Below are 15,442 nucleotides of genomic sequence, written 5' to 3' on the forward strand. Positions count from 1 at the left end.
CCGGGATCAGCCATGACCAGCGCCGCTGAAATCATCGCCATGCTTGGCCTCAAGCCGCATCCGGAAGGCGGCTGGTATGCCGAGACCTTTCGCGACGGCGCCGGTGGCGCGCGTGGCCATTCGACGGCGATCTATTTCCTCCTTGAACAGGACCAGATTTCGGCCTGGCACCGGGTCAAGGACGCGGCCGAGGTCTGGCACTTCCATGCCGGAGCGCCGCTGGCGCTGTCGATGTGCGAGGAAGGTAGTCCAATGCTTAACCAGGTGATCGAGCAGGTGCTCGGCATTGAGCTTGCGGCGGGCGAGCGGCCGCAGATCGTCGTGCCGGCCGGCTGGTGGCAATCGGCGCGCAGCCTCGGCGAATGGACGTTGGTCGGCTGCACCGTGGCGCCGGGCTTCGACTTCGCCGCGTTTGAAATGGCCGAGCCGGGCTGGCAGCCTTAGGCCAGAAGAAAACCAAGAGTTATGCAGAGCTGGGCGGCATAGTAGAGCACCCAGACCGCATAACGGATGCCGGCGCGATAGGGTGCTATTGCCGGAACCAGGAATTTCTCCGCGGCAAGCAGCCCGTCCGATGCCATGAACATAACAGCGCCGCCGATGACCCACGGATTGGCGAGCGTCAACGCCGAGATGCCCATCGCCAGAATGGCCGCGATATAGATGGCGATCGGCACCCGCAGGCCGGGACTGACACGGCGCCAGAGCGCCGCCAGCATGACGACTGCGAAGGCCGCCATGGCAAGCGCGATGGCGCCGCGCCATGTCTCGGTGCTGAGCACATCCAGCCCGCCGCCGCCGAGCAGGAAGAGCGGCACATAGAGGACATGCGCCGCAAGGAAGCTGGCCAGCCCGCCGAGGAAGGCCTTTTCGCCGTCACGCGACAGGAAGGCATCGCCGACGGCGCTGAGCGCCAGCGCAGAGACGAGCAACAGCGGCCCACCTTGCATGAAGGCCAGCGCCGCAAGCATGGCCACGGCCAGCGTCTTTGCCGCCGAGCGGGCCAGCGTCGGCCGCATGTCCAGGGTGAAGGCGTAGATCACCGCCGCCACCAGCGAAAAAATCAATGTTGCATTTGCGTTGGCGTCGATGCCGCCGGCAAACGGCATCGTCATGCGCTTGCCCCGCCAGTTGCCGCCTTGCGCAGGAACAACGATTTCGCCGCCAGCGCCGCGCCGCCGGTGATCAGTACGCAGGCCGCCAGGATACGCAGCGACGGCTCGGCAACGCCCGCCGCGATCAGCACCAATGTCGACAGCAGTGGCGCCGCATAGCTTGCCGCGCCGAGCACCTGGATGTTGCCTCGTTTGACGCCGATATCCCAGGCGTAGAAGGCGGCACCCACCGGCATCAACCCCAAACCAACCACCGCCAGCCACTGGCCGGGGCCATCGGGCAGCACCGTCTTTTCCAGCAGAAGATGGCAGATGAGGGACAGGGCTGCCGTGGCGGCGCAGAACCAGGTGACGATTGAGGTCGGCACCGCCGGAAAGCGCCGCGACAGCAGCGAATAGGACGACCACAGCAGCGCACAGACGGCCGCCATCGCATAGCCGAAGGTGTAGCGAGCATCGAAGGCGAGGCCGCCACCCTTGGTGACGATCAGCACGGTCCCGGCGAGCCCGAGCAGCGCGCCGACGACATGGTTCCAGGCCAGCTTCTCGCCCGGCATCAGCGCTGATCCCAGCACGATCAGCAGCGGCCACAGATAGGCGATCAGGCTTGCCTCGACCGCCGGCGCGTTGCGCAGCGCGGTGAAATAGAAGAAATGGTAGCCGAACAGTCCGGCAATGCCGATCACCCAGACCTGGCGTGGGATCTTCAGGCTTTTATCGGTCGCCGGCATGAACAGCCGGGCAACCAACCCGACGGCGGTGCCGATGGTGAAGGTGATGGCCGAGAGCAAGAATGGCGGCACGGCGCCCGACGCATCGGTGAGCAACGCCAGCAGCGCCCACATGGCGACCGCCGAGAAACCGATCAGTGTTGCGCGCCCCATGCCCGTCTCCGGCGACTCGCCCCATTCTATTCGGGTGGGCGCGTCTATTCAGTAGCTTCGAACCGCCCCGCGCTGACAGTCAAGGTGCCGATCTGCGTCCCGACCGTGGCGTGGATCGGCGCATATATGCCGGTTTGGCCGAGCGGTGCAAACGTCACCATCATCTGGCTCTTCTTCTTCAGGTAATTCAGCGCCTTGCGGCCCTTGCGGTAGCCTGCCACCGGCTCGAAGCTCATCTTGCAGGTAACGGTGTCGCCCTTGTAGCCCTTGACCGAGATCGATCCTTTCGAGGCGTAGGTCAGCGTCAGGTCGGCGCGCATCTCGCCGTCATAGAATTTCACCTTGCGCCCACAGACCTGGTCGAGGCTGTCAGCATGGATGACGGTAGCCGCCATCGGATCGAGCACCGATGCCAGATCGTTGCTGCCCAGCGGTATCCAGTTTTTGGGATTGCGCTTTTTCGGCTCGGGAATGATCTGGGTGGCGGTCACCGCGCCATTGGCAAAGCGGATATCGACCATGGAAGCCTTCTTGCCGGACTTATAATCGGCGCGAAATACCTGCGGCTGCATCTGCTTGCCCAGGATCTTGCCCTTTGACGAGATCGTGCCGCTCGTGTCGTCGAACAAGGTGGCGAGACCCGCGCTGGAGACGGTGCCGTCTATGGAATAGCTATCGCCTTCGTAGTGGCTGGAAAATGTCGCCTTGGCCACGGAAAGGCCCAGGAACGACACCGTGTATTCGCCCTTGAAGGACTGTGCGGTGGCTGCGGGCGCGGCGGCAAGGGTTGATGTTGGCAAGGCGGCGACAAATATGGCGACAACGGCATGTGACGGGCGAAGCATGGCGGGCTCGGTCCTTGATTTTTTTAACCGGAGGCGGGCGACTCCGGCTTGAAATGTCCCTGTCCGACCGCTTATAGGCTGAATTCCGGCCTTTATGTGAAACGCCCGTCACAGTCGTGGGCAAGCCGGAGCTTGACGCATTGGCGAAATGCAACTAAGGAACGCCAACTTTTCCATAAGGCCGCCTGACTGAAACCGCGCGCCACCCGGCGCGGGCGAACAAGGTTTGGCAGGCTAGACAGAACTGAAGGTTAGAACCATGTCCCGCACCTGTGAACTCACTGCCAAGGCAGTCCAGACCGGCAACAATGTGAGCCACGCCAACAACAAGACCAAGCGCCGCTTCCTGCCGAACCTCGTCAATGTGACGCTGATTTCGGAAGCGCTGAACCAGAATGTGCGCCTGCGCATTTCGGCCAACGCGCTGCGTTCGGTCGAGCATCGCGGCGGCCTCGACGCCTTCCTGGCCAAGGCCGACGCCAAGGAATTGTCGCAGCGCGCGCGCCTGTTGAAGAAGCAGATCGCCAAGAAGCTGGCCGACCAGCCCGCCGCTTAACGATATCAAGGCGGGGGACGACCGCCCTGAGCATCGGAGCAATCCGATGCTCAAAACTTCTAAGGCAGCAGCATCGGAGCAATCCGATGCTCAAAACTTGCAAGGCAGCGCGACCCGAACTTCGGCTAGCGCCTGGCTGGTTCCATTACCCAGGATAAAAAAATGACTTCCTTCTCGCGATATCTGCCCTTTGTGGCCGCCATGGCGCTTGTCGTCGTGGCATCGAACATCCTCGTGCAGTTCCCGATGCAGGGCCAGGCCGGCGGTCTGTCGCTGGGCGACATCCTGACCTGGGGCGCCTTCACCTATCCCTTCTCCTTCCTGGTCACCGACCTTGCCAACCGCCGCTACGGGCCGACCGTGGCGCGCCGCATCGTCCTTGTCGGCTTCATGACCGCTGTGGTCTGCTCGATCCTCGTCCCGCCCTTCCTGTTTCGCCACGGCCTGATCGAGTTCGAGACATCAGCCGACCGGCTGGTGCGCATCGCCACAGCTTCCGGCGCGGCCTTCCTTTGCGCGCAATTGCTCGACGTCACCGTGTTCAACCGGTTGCGCCGGCAGAGCTGGTGGCGCGCGCCGATCGTCGGCACGCTGGTCGGCTCGGTGTTCGACACCCTGGTGTTCTTCAGCATCGCCTTTTCGGCCGCCTTCGCTTTTGCCGGCCCGAACGACAGCTTTGCGCTGGAGACGGCGCCGCTGATGGGCGTGCTGCCGGTCGAGTCCATGCGCTGGGTCTCCTGGGCGCTGGGCGACCTCTCGGTGAAGCTGATCATCGCTGTTGTGGCCCTGATCCCCTACCGGCTGCTCGCCGCCCACTGGAGCCAGCCGGCCGTGGCTGTCTAGGCCGTGATTCCCTGGGTCCAGCTCGGCTCGGCCAAAACGCCTGACGGCGGACAGGAACTGCGCCTCAAGCAGCGCGGCAGCGAATTCTCGATCATGCTCGGCACCAATGAGCTGATGAACAGCCGCCTCAGCGGCTCCGAGGAAGCGCTGGCCAAGCTCTCCTGTGAAAAGATCGGCGGCCGCGCCCAACCGAGAATCCTGATCGGCGGCCTCGGCATGGGTTTTACGCTGCGCGCTGCGCTTGCCCAAATGGGCGCCGACGCAGGCATCACCGTTGCCGAGCTTGTCCCCGCCGTCATCGCCTGGGCGCGCGGCCCCATGGAGGCGGTCTTCGCCGGCTGTCTCGACGATCCCCGTGTGACGGTTCGCGAAGCCGACGCCGGGCACATCATAAGATCCGACAAGGCAGCCTGGGACGCCATCCTGCTCGATATCGACAATGGCCCCCAAGGCATCGTCTACAGGGGCAACGACGCCCTCTATGGCGCTGCCGGCCTCGGCGCGGCGCGTGCAGCGCTCAGGCCCGGGGGCGTGCTGGCTGTTTGGTCGCAAGGCCCCGATGCCGGCTTCACACTTAGGCTCAAGCAGGCGGGCTTTGTCGTGGACGAGGTGAAGACGCGCGCCAATGGCAAGCGCGGCGCGCGCCACGTCATCTGGATCGCCACCAAGCCTTAGGGCTCTCAATCCTGGTGCAGGATGAATTCCAGATAGAGGTTGCGCTGCAGGATCGAATGGTTGTCGTCCGAGATCAGCGACACCATCAGCGCTCCGTCATCGCGGGTCCAGACGTCGAGCCCTTCCATATTGTCGATCTGGTAGCCCATGTCGGCTTCCATCAGCACCGGCCCGTCGGCAACCGCGCCCTTCTCGACGCTTTCGCCATAGATGCGCCTTAGCCGCATCCTGACACCGCCGGCCATCGAGAAACTGCGCTCCAAAAGCAGCAGGTCGCCATCCGGCAGGAAAGCGCCGTCGGTGATGTCGAAATCGCCGTTGCGCTTGATCGTGAAGACGCCCTTGTGCGGCCCTTCGATGATGGCGGCATAGATGTTGCCAGCCTTGTCCAAGCTCTTTTCCGAGACCACGACGAGGCCGCCCTCGTGCTGGCCGTTGGGATTGGCGTGGGTGACGGTCTCGAAACCGCGGTTCTGTCGCAGTTCGCGGGCTGGAACCAGAAAGTTCAGTTGCTTGAACGGCGCCGTCATGTTGCTGGGGTCGATCTTGAACTGGGCGACGCGGTGATCGCGCTCGAAGCCGACGGTGGCGATGCCGTCCTTGACTGCAAGGCCCTCGGCATCGACTTCCCATTTCCTGTCGATCGGCCGGCCCTTCTCATCGACCATCTGCTGCATGCGGAAATTCTGGATGCCGGACGGCCGCTTGTCGGCATTATGGGTGATAGAGCCGAAGAACCAGAAGCCCGTATCGGCGACGCCGATGAAATCGCTGCCGGGTTTGACGAACCGAAATGCCGACAGCGCGCCGAAATCGCGCGTCGTCGAGTTCATCTCAAGACCGCCGACGAATTCCAGCGGCCCAAACTGCTTGTCGGCGCTGCCGATATGGAAGGTGGTGATCGGCCGCGCCGAGACTTCGACCGGCTCGACCGCGCTTGGGCCGGCGGCGATGGCCGGCGCAAACGCCATGCCAGACAAGGCAGTGACCGCGAAGAGCATCTGCCGAAACCCGCCGCGCAAAAAAATCATCCGGCGCGCCGGTAGCCGCCGCGGCGTGTATCGCGCACGTTTTCCTCGGCGAACAGCGAGGCCAGCTGCTCGGTCATGGCGCCGGCCAGTTCCTCGGCATCGACGATGGTGACGGCGCGCCTGTAATAGCGGGTGACGTCGTGGCCGATGCCGATGGCCAGAAGCTCGACCGGCGAGCGCGTCTCGATCAGCTCGATGACGGCGCGCAGGTGCCGCTCGAGATAGTTGCCAGGATTGACCGACAGCGTCGAATCGTCAACCGGCGCGCCGTCCGAGATCATCATCAGGATCTTGCGCTGTTCGGGCCGGGCGATCAGCCGGTTGTGCGCCCATAACAACGCCTCGCCGTCGATGTTTTCCTTGAGCAGGCCCTCGCGCATCATCAGGCCGAGATTGCGCCGGGCGCGACGCCACGGATGATCGGCGGATTTGTAGATGATGTGGCGCAGATCGTTGAGCCGGCCGGGGTTCGGCGGCTTGCCGTCCTTCAGCCACTTCTCGCGAGCCTGTCCGCCCTTCCACGCCCGCGTGGTGAAGCCGAGGATCTCGACCGAGACGCCGCAGCGCTCCAGCGTGCGCGCCAGAATGTCGGCACAGGTGGCGGCAACCGTGATCGGCCGACCGCGCATCGAGCCCGAATTGTCGAGCACCAGCGTCACCACCGTGTCGCGGAATTTGGTGTCGCGCTCCTGCTTGAACGACAAGGGCTGCATCGGGTCGATGACGACACGAACCAGGCGTGCCGGATCGAGATAACCCTCTTCGAGGTCGAAATCCCAGGAACGGTTCTGCTGCGCCATCAGGCGGCGCTGCAGCCGGTTGGCGAGCCGTCCGACGACGCCGGAGAGATTGGCCAGTTGCTTGTCGAGGAAGGCGCGCAGCCGGTCGAGTTCTTCTTCCTCGCACAGCTCTTCCGCACCGACCGTCTCGTCGAAGGCGGTGGTGAAAACCTTGTAGTCGATCTCTTTCGGCAGGTTGGCGAACGGGTTGTCGTTACGGCGCGCCTCGCCCGGCGTTTCGGCGTCCGCATCGTCATCGTCGGAAAGATCGTCGGCAGTGGCGTCGGAGGCCTCAGTCTCGGACGACTGTTCGTCGTCGGCCGAGGCCTCGGCATCCTCGGATTGCGACTGCTCGGAGCCGGAATCCTCTTCGCCGCCCTCCTCGCTCTGCTCCTCGCCTTGCGGCTGGTTCTCGTCATTGTCCTCGGAGTCTTCGGTCTCCTGATCGTCGCCGAGTTCCTCGGCCATCTCCATGGACGCCAGCATCTCACGCACGACGCGGGCGAAGGCCTGCTGGTCGCCGAGCTTGGCCGACAGTCCGTCGAGATCGGCCTTGGCCTTCTCCTCGACCCAGGGCCGCCAGAGGTCGACCAGCCGCTCGCCGCTCTTCGGGATCGGCCGCCCGGTCAGCTTTTCGCGCACCATCAGCGCCAGCGCTTCCTCGATCGGCGCGTCGGCCTTGTCCTTGACGTCGACAAGGTTGGCCTTGGCGTATTTGTCCTCCAGCATGGAGCCGATATTGTCGGCGACGCCCTGCATGGCGCGGCTGCCGATCGCCTCGACGCGGGCCTGTTCCACGGCGTCATAGATCGAGCGCGCCAGCTTGCCTTCCGGCGCCAGTTTGGTGTGGATACGCTGATCGTGGCAGGCGCGCTTCAGCGCCATGGAATCGCCCAGGCCACGAGTAATCGCGATGTCTGTCTTGGACGCTTTCTTCGGCAGTTCGGGCAGACGGGCGCGGCTGCCGGCGAGCGCCGGGCGGTCCTTGGCGAAACCGACTTCGAGCTCCTTGTCGCCGGCGATGGCGCGCATGCAGACGGTGACGGCACGCTTGAAGCTGTCGGCTTCAGACCCCGTCTTCGACTTGTTGCGCGTGTTGTCGCCCGGACCCGCCATCGAGGCTCTGCTCAGCCCAGCACCACGTTGGCGGCGCTCTCGGGCAGGTCCTCGCCGAAGGCGCGCTGGTAGAACTCGGCCACCACCGAACGCTCCAGCTCGTCGCACTTGTTGAGGAAGGTCAGCCGGAACGCCATGCCGATATTGCCGAAGATCTCGGCATTTTCGGCCCAGGTGATGACGGTACGCGGGCTCATCACGGTCGACAGATCGCCATTGATGAAGGCCGAGCGCGTCATGTCGGCGACGCGCACCATCTTGTTGACGATGTCCTTGCCCTTGCCGTCGCGATAGTGCTTGGCCTTGGCCAGCACGATGTTCACCTCATTGTCGTGCGGCAGGTAGTTCAGCGTGGTGACGATCGACCAGCGATCCATCTGCGCCTGGTTGATCTGCTGCGTGCCGTGATAGAGGCCGGTGGTGTCGCCGAGGCCGACCGTGTTGGCGGTCGAAAACAGCCGGAACGCCGGATGCGGGCGGATGACCCGGCTCTGGTCGAGCAGCGTCAGGCGGCCCGACGATTCCAGCACGCGCTGGATGACGAACATCACGTCCGGACGGCCGGCATCGTACTCGTCAAAGCAGAGCGCGACATTGTGCTGGTAGGCCCAAGGCAGGATGCCGTCGCGGAATTCCGTGATCTGCAGGCCGTCCTTGACGACGATGGCGTCCTTGCCCACGAGATCGATACGGCTGACATGGCTGTCGAGGTTGACGCGCACGCAGGGCCAATTCAGACGGGCTGCGACCTGTTCGATATGCGTCGATTTGCCGGTGCCGTGATAGCCCGAGACCATGACGCGGCGATTGTAGGCAAAGCCGGCAAGGATCGCCAGCGTCGTCGCCTTGTCGAACAGATAATCCGGATCGATGTCCGGCACATGTTCCGAGGTCACCGAATAAGCCGGCACCACCATCTTGGACTCGAAGCCGAATTTGTCTTTCACCGACACCGTCGTGTCGGGCAAATTGGCGATGTCGCGATCGACCTTGTTCATCTCTATCCGAGTCTCCACGGGCGAAATGCCTGATTTCGCCGGCAATCGTTTTTGTCCGGGGGCGGTCTTAGAGCCTTTTCCACCCTTATGAAAGTTGGAAAACGACACGAACCGTTAGGTTGCTCAGCACAAACCCGCCTGCTTGAGCACGCGATAGGCCTGCAGCACATCGCGGAACCGGTCTTCCGAACCTCTATCGCCGCCATTCGCATCCGGATGGTGGCGCTTCACAAGTTCCTTATAGCGCGCCTTGATGTCCTTGCCAGTCGCCTTTGTATCAAGGCCAAGCGTTTCCAGCGCCTTGGCCTCAAGCGGCTTGGCCTTGCGTTCGCGCGCCTCGCGCGGGTCCTTCGGCCCTTTGAACAGGTCGAAAGGATCGCGCATGCGGTTGTAATAGCCGGCGCGACCGGAACGCTGCTGGGCGAAATCGGGCGAGGAGCGCGTCGAGGCGCCGGCGACGCCCATCTTCCATGTCGGCCGGTGGCCGGTCATCGCTTCCTTCTGGAAGCGGGCTATCTCGGTGTCCGGCACGCCGGAGAAGTAGTTGAAACCCTTGTTGTATTCGCGCACATGATCGAAGCAGAACTGAAAATACTCGCCTTCCTTCATGCGTCCGACCGGCGCCCGGTGGGTACCGGCCTCCTTGCAGCCGTCCCACTGGCAGATCGGCGAGTGCGACTTCAGCTCCGCATCCTTGTCGGGACGGACCCGAATTTTCTCGAAATATTTGGGGTACGGTTTCATCTCACCCATTTATGGGCTGTTCGCACGTGCGAAACAAGAATTGACATTTTCGCGATCATCGCCCTAACCGCTGAATCGCGGCATAAAGCAGGGCGAATGGCGATTTTTGAGGCGGCCCGGCGGGATCGATCCCGATTTCCCGATCACGCCTTGCAGATATGGTGAAGGGAGATGGCGATGTCCATACAGGCGACGATGGAAGACAAGCTGAACAAGGCGTTTTCGCCGGAGCGCCTGGCGATCGTCAATGAAAGCCATCTCCATGCCGGTCATCACCACCACGGCTCCGACCATCACGCTGCCTATGAAGGCACTGGCGAGACGCATTTTCGCGTCCGCATCGTCTCATCCGTCTTTGCCGGCATGAGCCGCATCGACCGCCACCGCGCCGTCAACGAATTGCTGGCAGCGGAGCTGCAAGCCGGCGTCCATGCGCTGGCAATCGAACCGGCTGCACCCGGCGAAAAGACCCGTTGGTAAGTCTCTCCGCCTCAGATCACCGCTTCAATGAGAAACGGTCCCGGACGCGACAGGGCACTGTCGAGCAGCGCGTCGAACCGCTCGCACGTGTCGGCGCGGGCCGCCTCGACGCCCATGCCTTTGGCCAGCGCAACCCAGTCCAGCGCCGGATGGTCGAGATCGAGCATGCGCCTGGCGTTCTCGCCGATCTCATTGACCCCGACATTCTTCATTTCGCCATGCAGGATGGCGTAGGTCCGGTTGGAAAAGATGATGGTCACGACGTCAAGCTTTTCCCTGGCCTGGGTCCACAGTCCCTGCACCGTGTACATGCCACTGCCGTCGGCTTCGAGATTGATCACCTTGCGGTCCGGGCAGGCGATCGCCGCGCCGGTAGCCATGGGAATGCCGCCGCCGATCGATCCGCCCGTACCCATCATGTAGTCGTGCGGCGCCGCAAAGGCGGATAGCGTGAAGAACCGTCTCGCCGAGGTGACCGCTTCGTCGCAGACGATGGCATTGGCCGGAAGTTTGCGCGCCACCGACAGCGCGATGGCATCGTCCGTCAGTCTGCCGCTCAGCGTCGGTTCGTCTGGAAAGGCGGTTGCGGCGGCGAATTGCTGCGTCGGCTTGATGCCGAGCTCGTCGGCCAGCGCCTCCAGCGCCGCTTTCAGATCCTGGCCATGCGCCGCCAGCGAAAGCACCTTGCAATCGTCCCGAACCAGCCGCCCGGGCTTGCCGGGATAAGCGAAGAAGGCAACCGGCTCCTTGGCGCCGACCAGCACCAGCAAATCGATATCCCGGAGCGTGGCCGTCGCCGCATCGACCGGATAGGGAATGCGGGTCGGGGCGAACCGCCCGCGGCCGCGCTGCATGCGGGCGATCAGAACCTCACTGAACAGCCTGACATCGCTTCCCGATGACATTCTCCCTGCGATTTCAAGTCCATCGGCGCGCGCCGCCTGCCCACGCACCACCATGCCGACACGGCCCGGCGCGGCGCGGATTGCTTCGGCGATCGTGCGCACAACAGCCATGTCGACGGCGGGCGGCGGCTCCAGCTTCACCTTGCCAGGCGAAATCGCAGCAACTTCGCCCCAGGCGGCATCCGCAGGCAGGATCAAGGTCGTGACGCCAGGCGGCGTGAGTGAGGCGCGGAAAGCCGCCTCTGCGGCCGGCACAATATCGGCCGGCCCCTTGACGCGGCCAACCCAGTTCGACATCGGCGACGCCAGGCCTTCTATGTCGCTGGTCAGCGGGGCATCGAGCGGCAGATGGTAGGAAGCATGGTCGCCGACAATGTTGATCATCGGGCTGCGCGCACGCCTTGCGTTGTGCATGTTGGCCAAACCGTTGGCGAGACCCGGTCCGGTATGCAGCAACGTTGCTGCCGGGCGGTCGGTCATGCGCGCATAGCCGTCGGCGGCGCCGGTCACCACGCCCTCGAACAGGCCGAGCACGCAGCGCATCTGAGGTTTGCGGTCCAGTGCGGCAACGAAATGCATTTCGGATGTGCCAGGATTGGCGAAGCAGACCGTGACGTCATTGGCCAGGAGCACGTCGCACAGCAGATCGGCGCCATTCATGATTTTCTTTCCCAATCGACAACTCAGGAACAATTGCACCTGTAGCCGCCGGGTCGGCAATGTCCCGCCGGGGCTTTTGGTCTGATCCAGGACGCCTCGCGGGGATCGGGGATCAACCGACGGTCCATTCAGGAAGGCCAGCATCGCGGCGGTCAACGCGTCGCCGTCCTCGCCGAAGTCGTGATTGATCGACATATGCGTGTAGGCGTTGCCGTCGAACAGCGTCACTTCAGTGCCGATGGCGCGCAGGCGTTTGGCAAAGCCTTCGATTGGTCGTCGCGGCCTTCGGCGCGCGAATAGGCGATGAAGGTCGGCGGATGCTTGTGTCCATCGAGATAGCTGGCCGGCGACAACGCCGCCCATCAGCGCCGCAGCACCGGGCAACCCGCCATTCCAGCCACTCCGAATGTTTCCTCCCAAGCCTTCTACCCGGATTGCAGCCACTCTCCTTCATGTGAAGGGAACCAACAATGCTTTCCGACAGTTGAAGGTGATGAGGCGATTGGAATCCAGATCGGCTCCGAGGGCAGAACATCATGCGTGCAACCCAATCCGACGTCTTCGATCTTTTTTCGGAAATTTATGCCAATGCGGCGGACGAAGAGGTCAGCATCCAACAGTATCTTCTTGCCTGTCGGGAAGACAAATCGATGTACGCTTCGGCGCCCGAAAGGATGGTCGACGCAATCGGCGAACCAAAACTGGTTGACACCAGCAAAGACGAGCGCCTCGGCCGCATTTTCGCGAATCGGACCCTCAAGATCTACCCTCATTTTTCTGACTTCTATGGAATGGAGGATACGATCGAGCGCATAGCTGGATATTTCCGCTATGCCTCGCAGGGGCTCGAAGAACGCAAGCAGATCCTCTATCTCCTCGGCCCGGTCGGCGGCGGCAAATCCTCTCTGGCCGAGCGCCTGAAGAAACTGATGGAGCAGCGCCCGATCTACACGCTGAAGGTCGGCAACCAGATCAGCCCGGTTTTCGAGTCGCCGCTTGGGCTGTTCCATCCCGATCACATGGGTGATCTGCTAGAGGATAAATACGGCATAGCCCGGCGCCGGCTGAACGGATTGATTTCGCCATGGGCGGCCAAGCGCCTCGACGAATTGTCTGGCGACATTTCCAAATTCAGCGTCGTCAAGCTGATGCCGTCGCGGCTGCGCCAGATCGGCATTGCCAAGACCGAACCTGGCGATGAGAACAATCAGGATGTCTCGGCCCTGGTCGGCAAGGTCGACATCAGGCAATTGGAAAATTTTAGCCAGTCCGACCCCGATGCCTATTCCTATAGCGGTGGCCTGAACCGGACCACGCAAGGTCTGCTTGAATTCGTCGAGATGTTCAAGGCACCCATCAAGGTTCTGCATCCGCTGCTGACCGCGACACAGGAAGGCAGCTACAACGGCACTGAAAATTTCGGCGCCTTTCCCTACCAGGGGATCATCGTCGCCCATTCCAACGAGTCGGAATGGCAACAGTTCAAGAGCAACAAGAACAACGAGGCGTTTCTCGATCGCATCCTGGTGGTCAAGGTACCCTATTGCCTGCGGATCACCGAAGAGAGGCAGATCTATGAGAAATTGCTGCGTGAGAGCGAGTTGGCCGCCAGCCCCTGTGCCCCTGAAGTTTTGGACATCCTCAGCCGCTTTGCAGTTTCGACGCGCTTAGCCGAGCACGACAACTCGCCGCTCTACACCAAGATGCGCGCCTATGACGGCGAAAATCTGAAGGAAGTCGATCCCAGGGCAAAGTCGGTCCAAGAATATCGCGACGCCGCCGGCGTCGATGAAGGCATGACGGGCGTCAGCACGCGCTTTGCCTTTAAGATCCTTTCGCAGACATTCAACTTCGATAATGAGGAGGTGGCCGCCGATCCTGTGCATCTGATGTACATTCTGGAGGAGGCGATCAAGCGGGAGCAGTTCCCGAAGGAAACGGAAGCGGCCTATCTTGAATTCATCAAGTCGGAGCTTGCGGCGCGCTACGCCGAGTTCATCGGCCACGAAATCCAGAAGGCCTATCTGGAGTCCTATAGCGAATACGGCCAGAACCTCTTCGACCGCTACATCGCCTATGCGGATGCCTGGATTGAGGACCAGGACTACAAGGACCCCGACACCGGCCAGATCCTCAACCGGGAGATCCTGGACAACGAACTTTCGCAGGTCGAGAAACCGGCAGGCATCGCCAATCCCAAGGACTTCCGTAACGAGGTGGTGAAGTTCACTCTGCGCGCTCGCGCAAGAAACCACGGCCGCAACCCGTCATGGACCAGCTATGAAAAACTGCGCGAGGTCATCGAGAAGCGGATGTTCGGACAGGTCGAGGACCTCTTGCCGGTGATCAGCTTCGGCTCCAAGCAAGACAGCGTTACGGAAAAGCGCCATAACGAATTCGTACAGCGCATGATCGAGCGTGGCTACACAGAACGGCAGGTACGCCGGCTGGTGGACTGGTACATGCGGGTGAACAAGGCGGGTTGACAGAGCCGGATGGTTCCATGCCGATCTTCATCGACCGTCGCCTGAACCCCAAGGACAAGAGCCTTGGCAATCGACAGCGCTTCCTCAGGCGTGCTCGCGAGGAGTTGAAGCGGAGCATTCGCGATCAAATCCGCACTGGCAGGATCGCCGACGTGGATACCGAGCACGCCGTGCCCATGCCGGAAAGGAAAACGGCCGAGCCGAGCTTCAACGATGACAGGGCCAGCGGACGGCGCCGACACATCCTTCCGGGCAACAGGCATTTTTCCCCTGGAGACCTGCTCCCGAAGCCGCATGGGGGCGGCGCGGCGTCGTCGCCAGGAAACACGGCGTCGGAAGACGATTTTCGTTTCGTGCTGTCACGCGAGGAGGTGCTCGAACTCTTTTTGAGGATCTCGAACTGCCCGACCTGGTTAAGCTCAATCTCAAGGAAATCCTTGCCTTCAAGCCGCGCCGGGCCGGCTTCGCGGCAACCGGTTCCCCGACCAACATCAATGCCGGCCGCACGATGCGCAACAGCCTAGGCCGGCGCATTGCGCTGAGGCGCCCCACGCAGCAGGAACTGGAGGCGATCCTCCGGGAAATCGTCACGCTTGAGTCGGCCCCGGCCGGCGCGGCGGTGCGCCAGCGCATCGCGGAATTACGCGACGAGCTTGACCGGCTGGAGCGACGGCGCAGGCGAATTGCCTTTGTCGATCCGGTCGATATCCGATTCAACCGCTTCGACGCCCGGCCGGTGCCGAATGCCAATGCCGTCATGTTCTGCCTTATGGACGTGTCCGGATCGATGGGCCAACGCGAAAAGGACTTGGCCAAACGCTTCTTCGTGCTGCTGCACCTGTTCTTGAAACGGCGCTACGAACGCACGGAGATCGTCTTCATCCGCCATACCCATGAGGCGCACGAAGTGGATGAGGACACGTTCTTCTACAACACGCAGAGCGGCGGTACGATCGTCTCCACCGCGCTCGACGAAATGCACCGCATTATCGGCCAGCGCTATCCTGCCAGCGAGTGGAACATTTACGCCGCGCAGGCCTCTGACGGGGACAATTTCACCACCGATTCCGAGCGATGCATAGAGCTCATGAACGGCAAGCTCATGCGCCTGTGCCAGTATTTCGCCTATGTCGAGATCATCGACGAACGCGAGAGCCACATATTCGGTGCTACCGAAAACGGGACGTCGCTTTGGCGCGCCTACAGTACGATCGAGCTGAAATGGCCCAACTTCCAGATGAGCCGCATCGCTGCTCCCGCGGATATTTACCCGGTCTTCCACCGGCTCTTCGCCAGGCAGCCGGTGGCCATCAAGAGCGCTTGAG

The 15,442-nt window shown here is 62.4% G+C and carries 14 protein-coding genes and 1 pseudogene; 7 read left to right on the forward strand and 8 right to left on the reverse strand.

The features are described 5' to 3' along the window. Positions 1-12 precede the first annotated feature (12 nt). On the forward strand, positions 13-444 hold the full coding sequence (locus tag NLY37_RS19615) for a cupin domain-containing protein (protein ID WP_023699114.1): 432 nt from the start codon (positions 13-15) through the stop codon (positions 442-444). On the opposite strand, the gene NLY37_RS19620 is transcribed toward NLY37_RS19615, so the two are convergent. Genes NLY37_RS19620 through NLY37_RS19630 form a run of 3 tightly spaced genes read right to left on the reverse strand, consistent with a single transcriptional unit; the run spans position 441 to position 2,844 of the window. Beyond that, positions 441-1,115 (reverse strand): lysoplasmalogenase family protein, encoded by a 675-nt coding sequence (locus NLY37_RS19620; protein ID WP_023742898.1) that lies wholly within the window; start codon positions 1,113-1,115, stop codon positions 441-443. The two genes, NLY37_RS19615 and NLY37_RS19620, sit on opposite strands and share 4 nt — an antisense overlap. Then, a complete protein-coding gene (gene yddG, locus NLY37_RS19625) occupies positions 1,112-1,999 on the reverse strand; it encodes an aromatic amino acid exporter YddG (RefSeq protein WP_023670684.1) in 888 nt (295 codons plus the stop codon). The genes NLY37_RS19620 and yddG overlap by 4 nt, the downstream gene beginning before the upstream one ends. A 44-nt stretch (positions 2,000-2,043) precedes the next feature. After that, positions 2,044-2,844 carry a DUF3108 domain-containing protein gene (locus NLY37_RS19630; RefSeq protein WP_023685359.1) on the reverse strand — a complete coding sequence of 267 codons (801 nt, stop codon included), beginning with the start codon at positions 2,842-2,844 and terminating at the stop codon, positions 2,044-2,046. 259 nt (positions 2,845-3,103) lie between these two features. Here NLY37_RS19630 and rpmB point away from each other — a divergent pair, with 259 nt between their 5' ends. The 3 genes from rpmB (at position 3,104) to NLY37_RS19645 (ending at position 4,918) form a co-directional block, all read left to right on the forward strand. Further along, complete coding sequence (gene rpmB / locus NLY37_RS19635; RefSeq protein ID WP_023670682.1) at positions 3,104-3,400, forward strand: 50S ribosomal protein L28; 297 nt, start codon at positions 3,104-3,106, stop codon at positions 3,398-3,400. A gap of 162 nt (positions 3,401-3,562) precedes the next feature. After that, a complete protein-coding gene (locus NLY37_RS19640) occupies positions 3,563-4,243 on the forward strand; it encodes a queuosine precursor transporter (RefSeq protein ID WP_023731082.1) in 681 nt (226 codons plus the stop codon). A gap of 3 nt (positions 4,244-4,246) precedes the next feature. Then, on the forward strand, positions 4,247-4,918 hold the full coding sequence (locus NLY37_RS19645; protein WP_023742899.1) for a polyamine aminopropyltransferase: 672 nt from the start codon (positions 4,247-4,249) through the stop codon (positions 4,916-4,918). A gap of 5 nt (positions 4,919-4,923) precedes the next feature. Here the strand turns inward: NLY37_RS19645 and NLY37_RS19650 are convergent, their stop codons facing one another. The 4 genes from NLY37_RS19650 to NLY37_RS19665 all read right to left on the reverse strand — a co-directional run bounded on the left by NLY37_RS19650 (position 4,924) and on the right by NLY37_RS19665 (position 9,595). Then, positions 4,924-5,949, reverse strand: coding sequence for an esterase-like activity of phytase family protein (locus NLY37_RS19650; RefSeq protein ID WP_023742900.1), 1,026 nt, complete (start codon positions 5,947-5,949; stop codon positions 4,924-4,926). After that, positions 5,946-7,844, reverse strand: a complete 1,899-nt coding sequence (gene cobT, locus NLY37_RS19655; protein WP_023742901.1) for a cobaltochelatase subunit CobT — start codon at positions 7,842-7,844, stop codon at positions 5,946-5,948. The genes NLY37_RS19650 and cobT overlap by 4 nt, the downstream gene beginning before the upstream one ends. A gap of 11 nt (positions 7,845-7,855) precedes the next feature. Continuing rightward, positions 7,856-8,842: a cobaltochelatase subunit CobS gene (gene cobS, locus NLY37_RS19660; RefSeq protein WP_023670677.1), complete on the reverse strand. Its 987-nt coding sequence runs from the start codon at positions 8,840-8,842 to the stop codon at positions 7,856-7,858. 123 nt (positions 8,843-8,965) lie between these two features. Continuing rightward, positions 8,966-9,595 (reverse strand): J domain-containing protein, encoded by a 630-nt coding sequence (locus NLY37_RS19665; RefSeq protein WP_032887126.1) that lies wholly within the window; start codon positions 9,593-9,595, stop codon positions 8,966-8,968. A 168-nt stretch (positions 9,596-9,763) separates the two neighbouring features. On the opposite strand from NLY37_RS19665, the gene NLY37_RS19670 reads away from it, so the two are divergent. Beyond that, positions 9,764-10,066 (forward strand): BolA family protein, encoded by a 303-nt coding sequence (locus tag NLY37_RS19670; RefSeq protein WP_023742902.1) that lies wholly within the window; start codon positions 9,764-9,766, stop codon positions 10,064-10,066. An 11-nt stretch (positions 10,067-10,077) separates the two neighbouring features. Here the strand turns inward: NLY37_RS19670 and NLY37_RS19675 are convergent, their stop codons facing one another. After that, entirely contained in the window at positions 10,078-11,631 is a 1,554-nt protein-coding gene (locus NLY37_RS19675; RefSeq protein ID WP_023742903.1) for an acetolactate synthase large subunit, read from the reverse strand. Between the two features lie 536 nt (positions 11,632-12,167). Here NLY37_RS19675 and NLY37_RS19680 point away from each other — a divergent pair. Both NLY37_RS19680 and NLY37_RS19685 read left to right on the forward strand, forming a co-directional pair. Further along, positions 12,168-14,117: a PrkA family serine protein kinase gene (locus tag NLY37_RS19680; RefSeq protein ID WP_023686732.1), complete on the forward strand. Its 1,950-nt coding sequence runs from the start codon at positions 12,168-12,170 to the stop codon at positions 14,115-14,117. Positions 14,118-14,134: 17 nt separating this feature from the next. After that, a pseudogene (locus NLY37_RS19685) lies at positions 14,135-15,441 on the forward strand (YeaH/YhbH family protein). Position 15,442 lies beyond the last annotated feature (1 nt).

This window comes from Mesorhizobium sp. C395A (assembly GCF_030323205.1).
GTDB lineage: Bacteria > Pseudomonadota > Alphaproteobacteria > Rhizobiales > Rhizobiaceae > Mesorhizobium.

What these genes read in the sequence shown, in the direction of transcription:
- NLY37_RS19640 (WP_023731082.1), top strand. Translation starts at nt 3,563, where the DNA reads ATGACTTCCTTCTCGCGATATCTGCCCTTTGTGGCCGCCATGGCGCTT.
- NLY37_RS19675 (WP_023742903.1), bottom strand. Translation starts at nt 11,631, where the DNA reads ATGAATGGCGCCGATCTGCTGTGCGACGTGCTCCTGGCCAATGACGTC.
- cobS (WP_023670677.1), bottom strand. Translation starts at nt 8,842, where the DNA reads ATGAACAAGGTCGATCGCGACATCGCCAATTTGCCCGACACGACGGTG.
- yddG (WP_023670684.1), bottom strand. Translation starts at nt 1,999, where the DNA reads ATGGGGCGCGCAACACTGATCGGTTTCTCGGCGGTCGCCATGTGGGCG.
- NLY37_RS19620 (WP_023742898.1), bottom strand. Translation starts at nt 1,115, where the DNA reads ATGACGATGCCGTTTGCCGGCGGCATCGACGCCAACGCAAATGCAACA.
- cobT (WP_023742901.1), bottom strand. Translation starts at nt 7,844, where the DNA reads ATGGCGGGTCCGGGCGACAACACGCGCAACAAGTCGAAGACGGGGTCT.
- NLY37_RS19615 (WP_023699114.1), top strand. Translation starts at nt 13, where the DNA reads ATGACCAGCGCCGCTGAAATCATCGCCATGCTTGGCCTCAAGCCGCAT.
- NLY37_RS19680 (WP_023686732.1), top strand. Translation starts at nt 12,168, where the DNA reads ATGCGTGCAACCCAATCCGACGTCTTCGATCTTTTTTCGGAAATTTAT.
- NLY37_RS19650 (WP_023742900.1), bottom strand. Translation starts at nt 5,949, where the DNA reads ATGATTTTTTTGCGCGGCGGGTTTCGGCAGATGCTCTTCGCGGTCACT.
- NLY37_RS19630 (WP_023685359.1), bottom strand. Translation starts at nt 2,844, where the DNA reads ATGCTTCGCCCGTCACATGCCGTTGTCGCCATATTTGTCGCCGCCTTG.
- NLY37_RS19670 (WP_023742902.1), top strand. Translation starts at nt 9,764, where the DNA reads ATGTCCATACAGGCGACGATGGAAGACAAGCTGAACAAGGCGTTTTCG.
- rpmB (WP_023670682.1), top strand. Translation starts at nt 3,104, where the DNA reads ATGTCCCGCACCTGTGAACTCACTGCCAAGGCAGTCCAGACCGGCAAC.
- NLY37_RS19665 (WP_032887126.1), bottom strand. Translation starts at nt 9,595, where the DNA reads ATGGGTGAGATGAAACCGTACCCCAAATATTTCGAGAAAATTCGGGTC.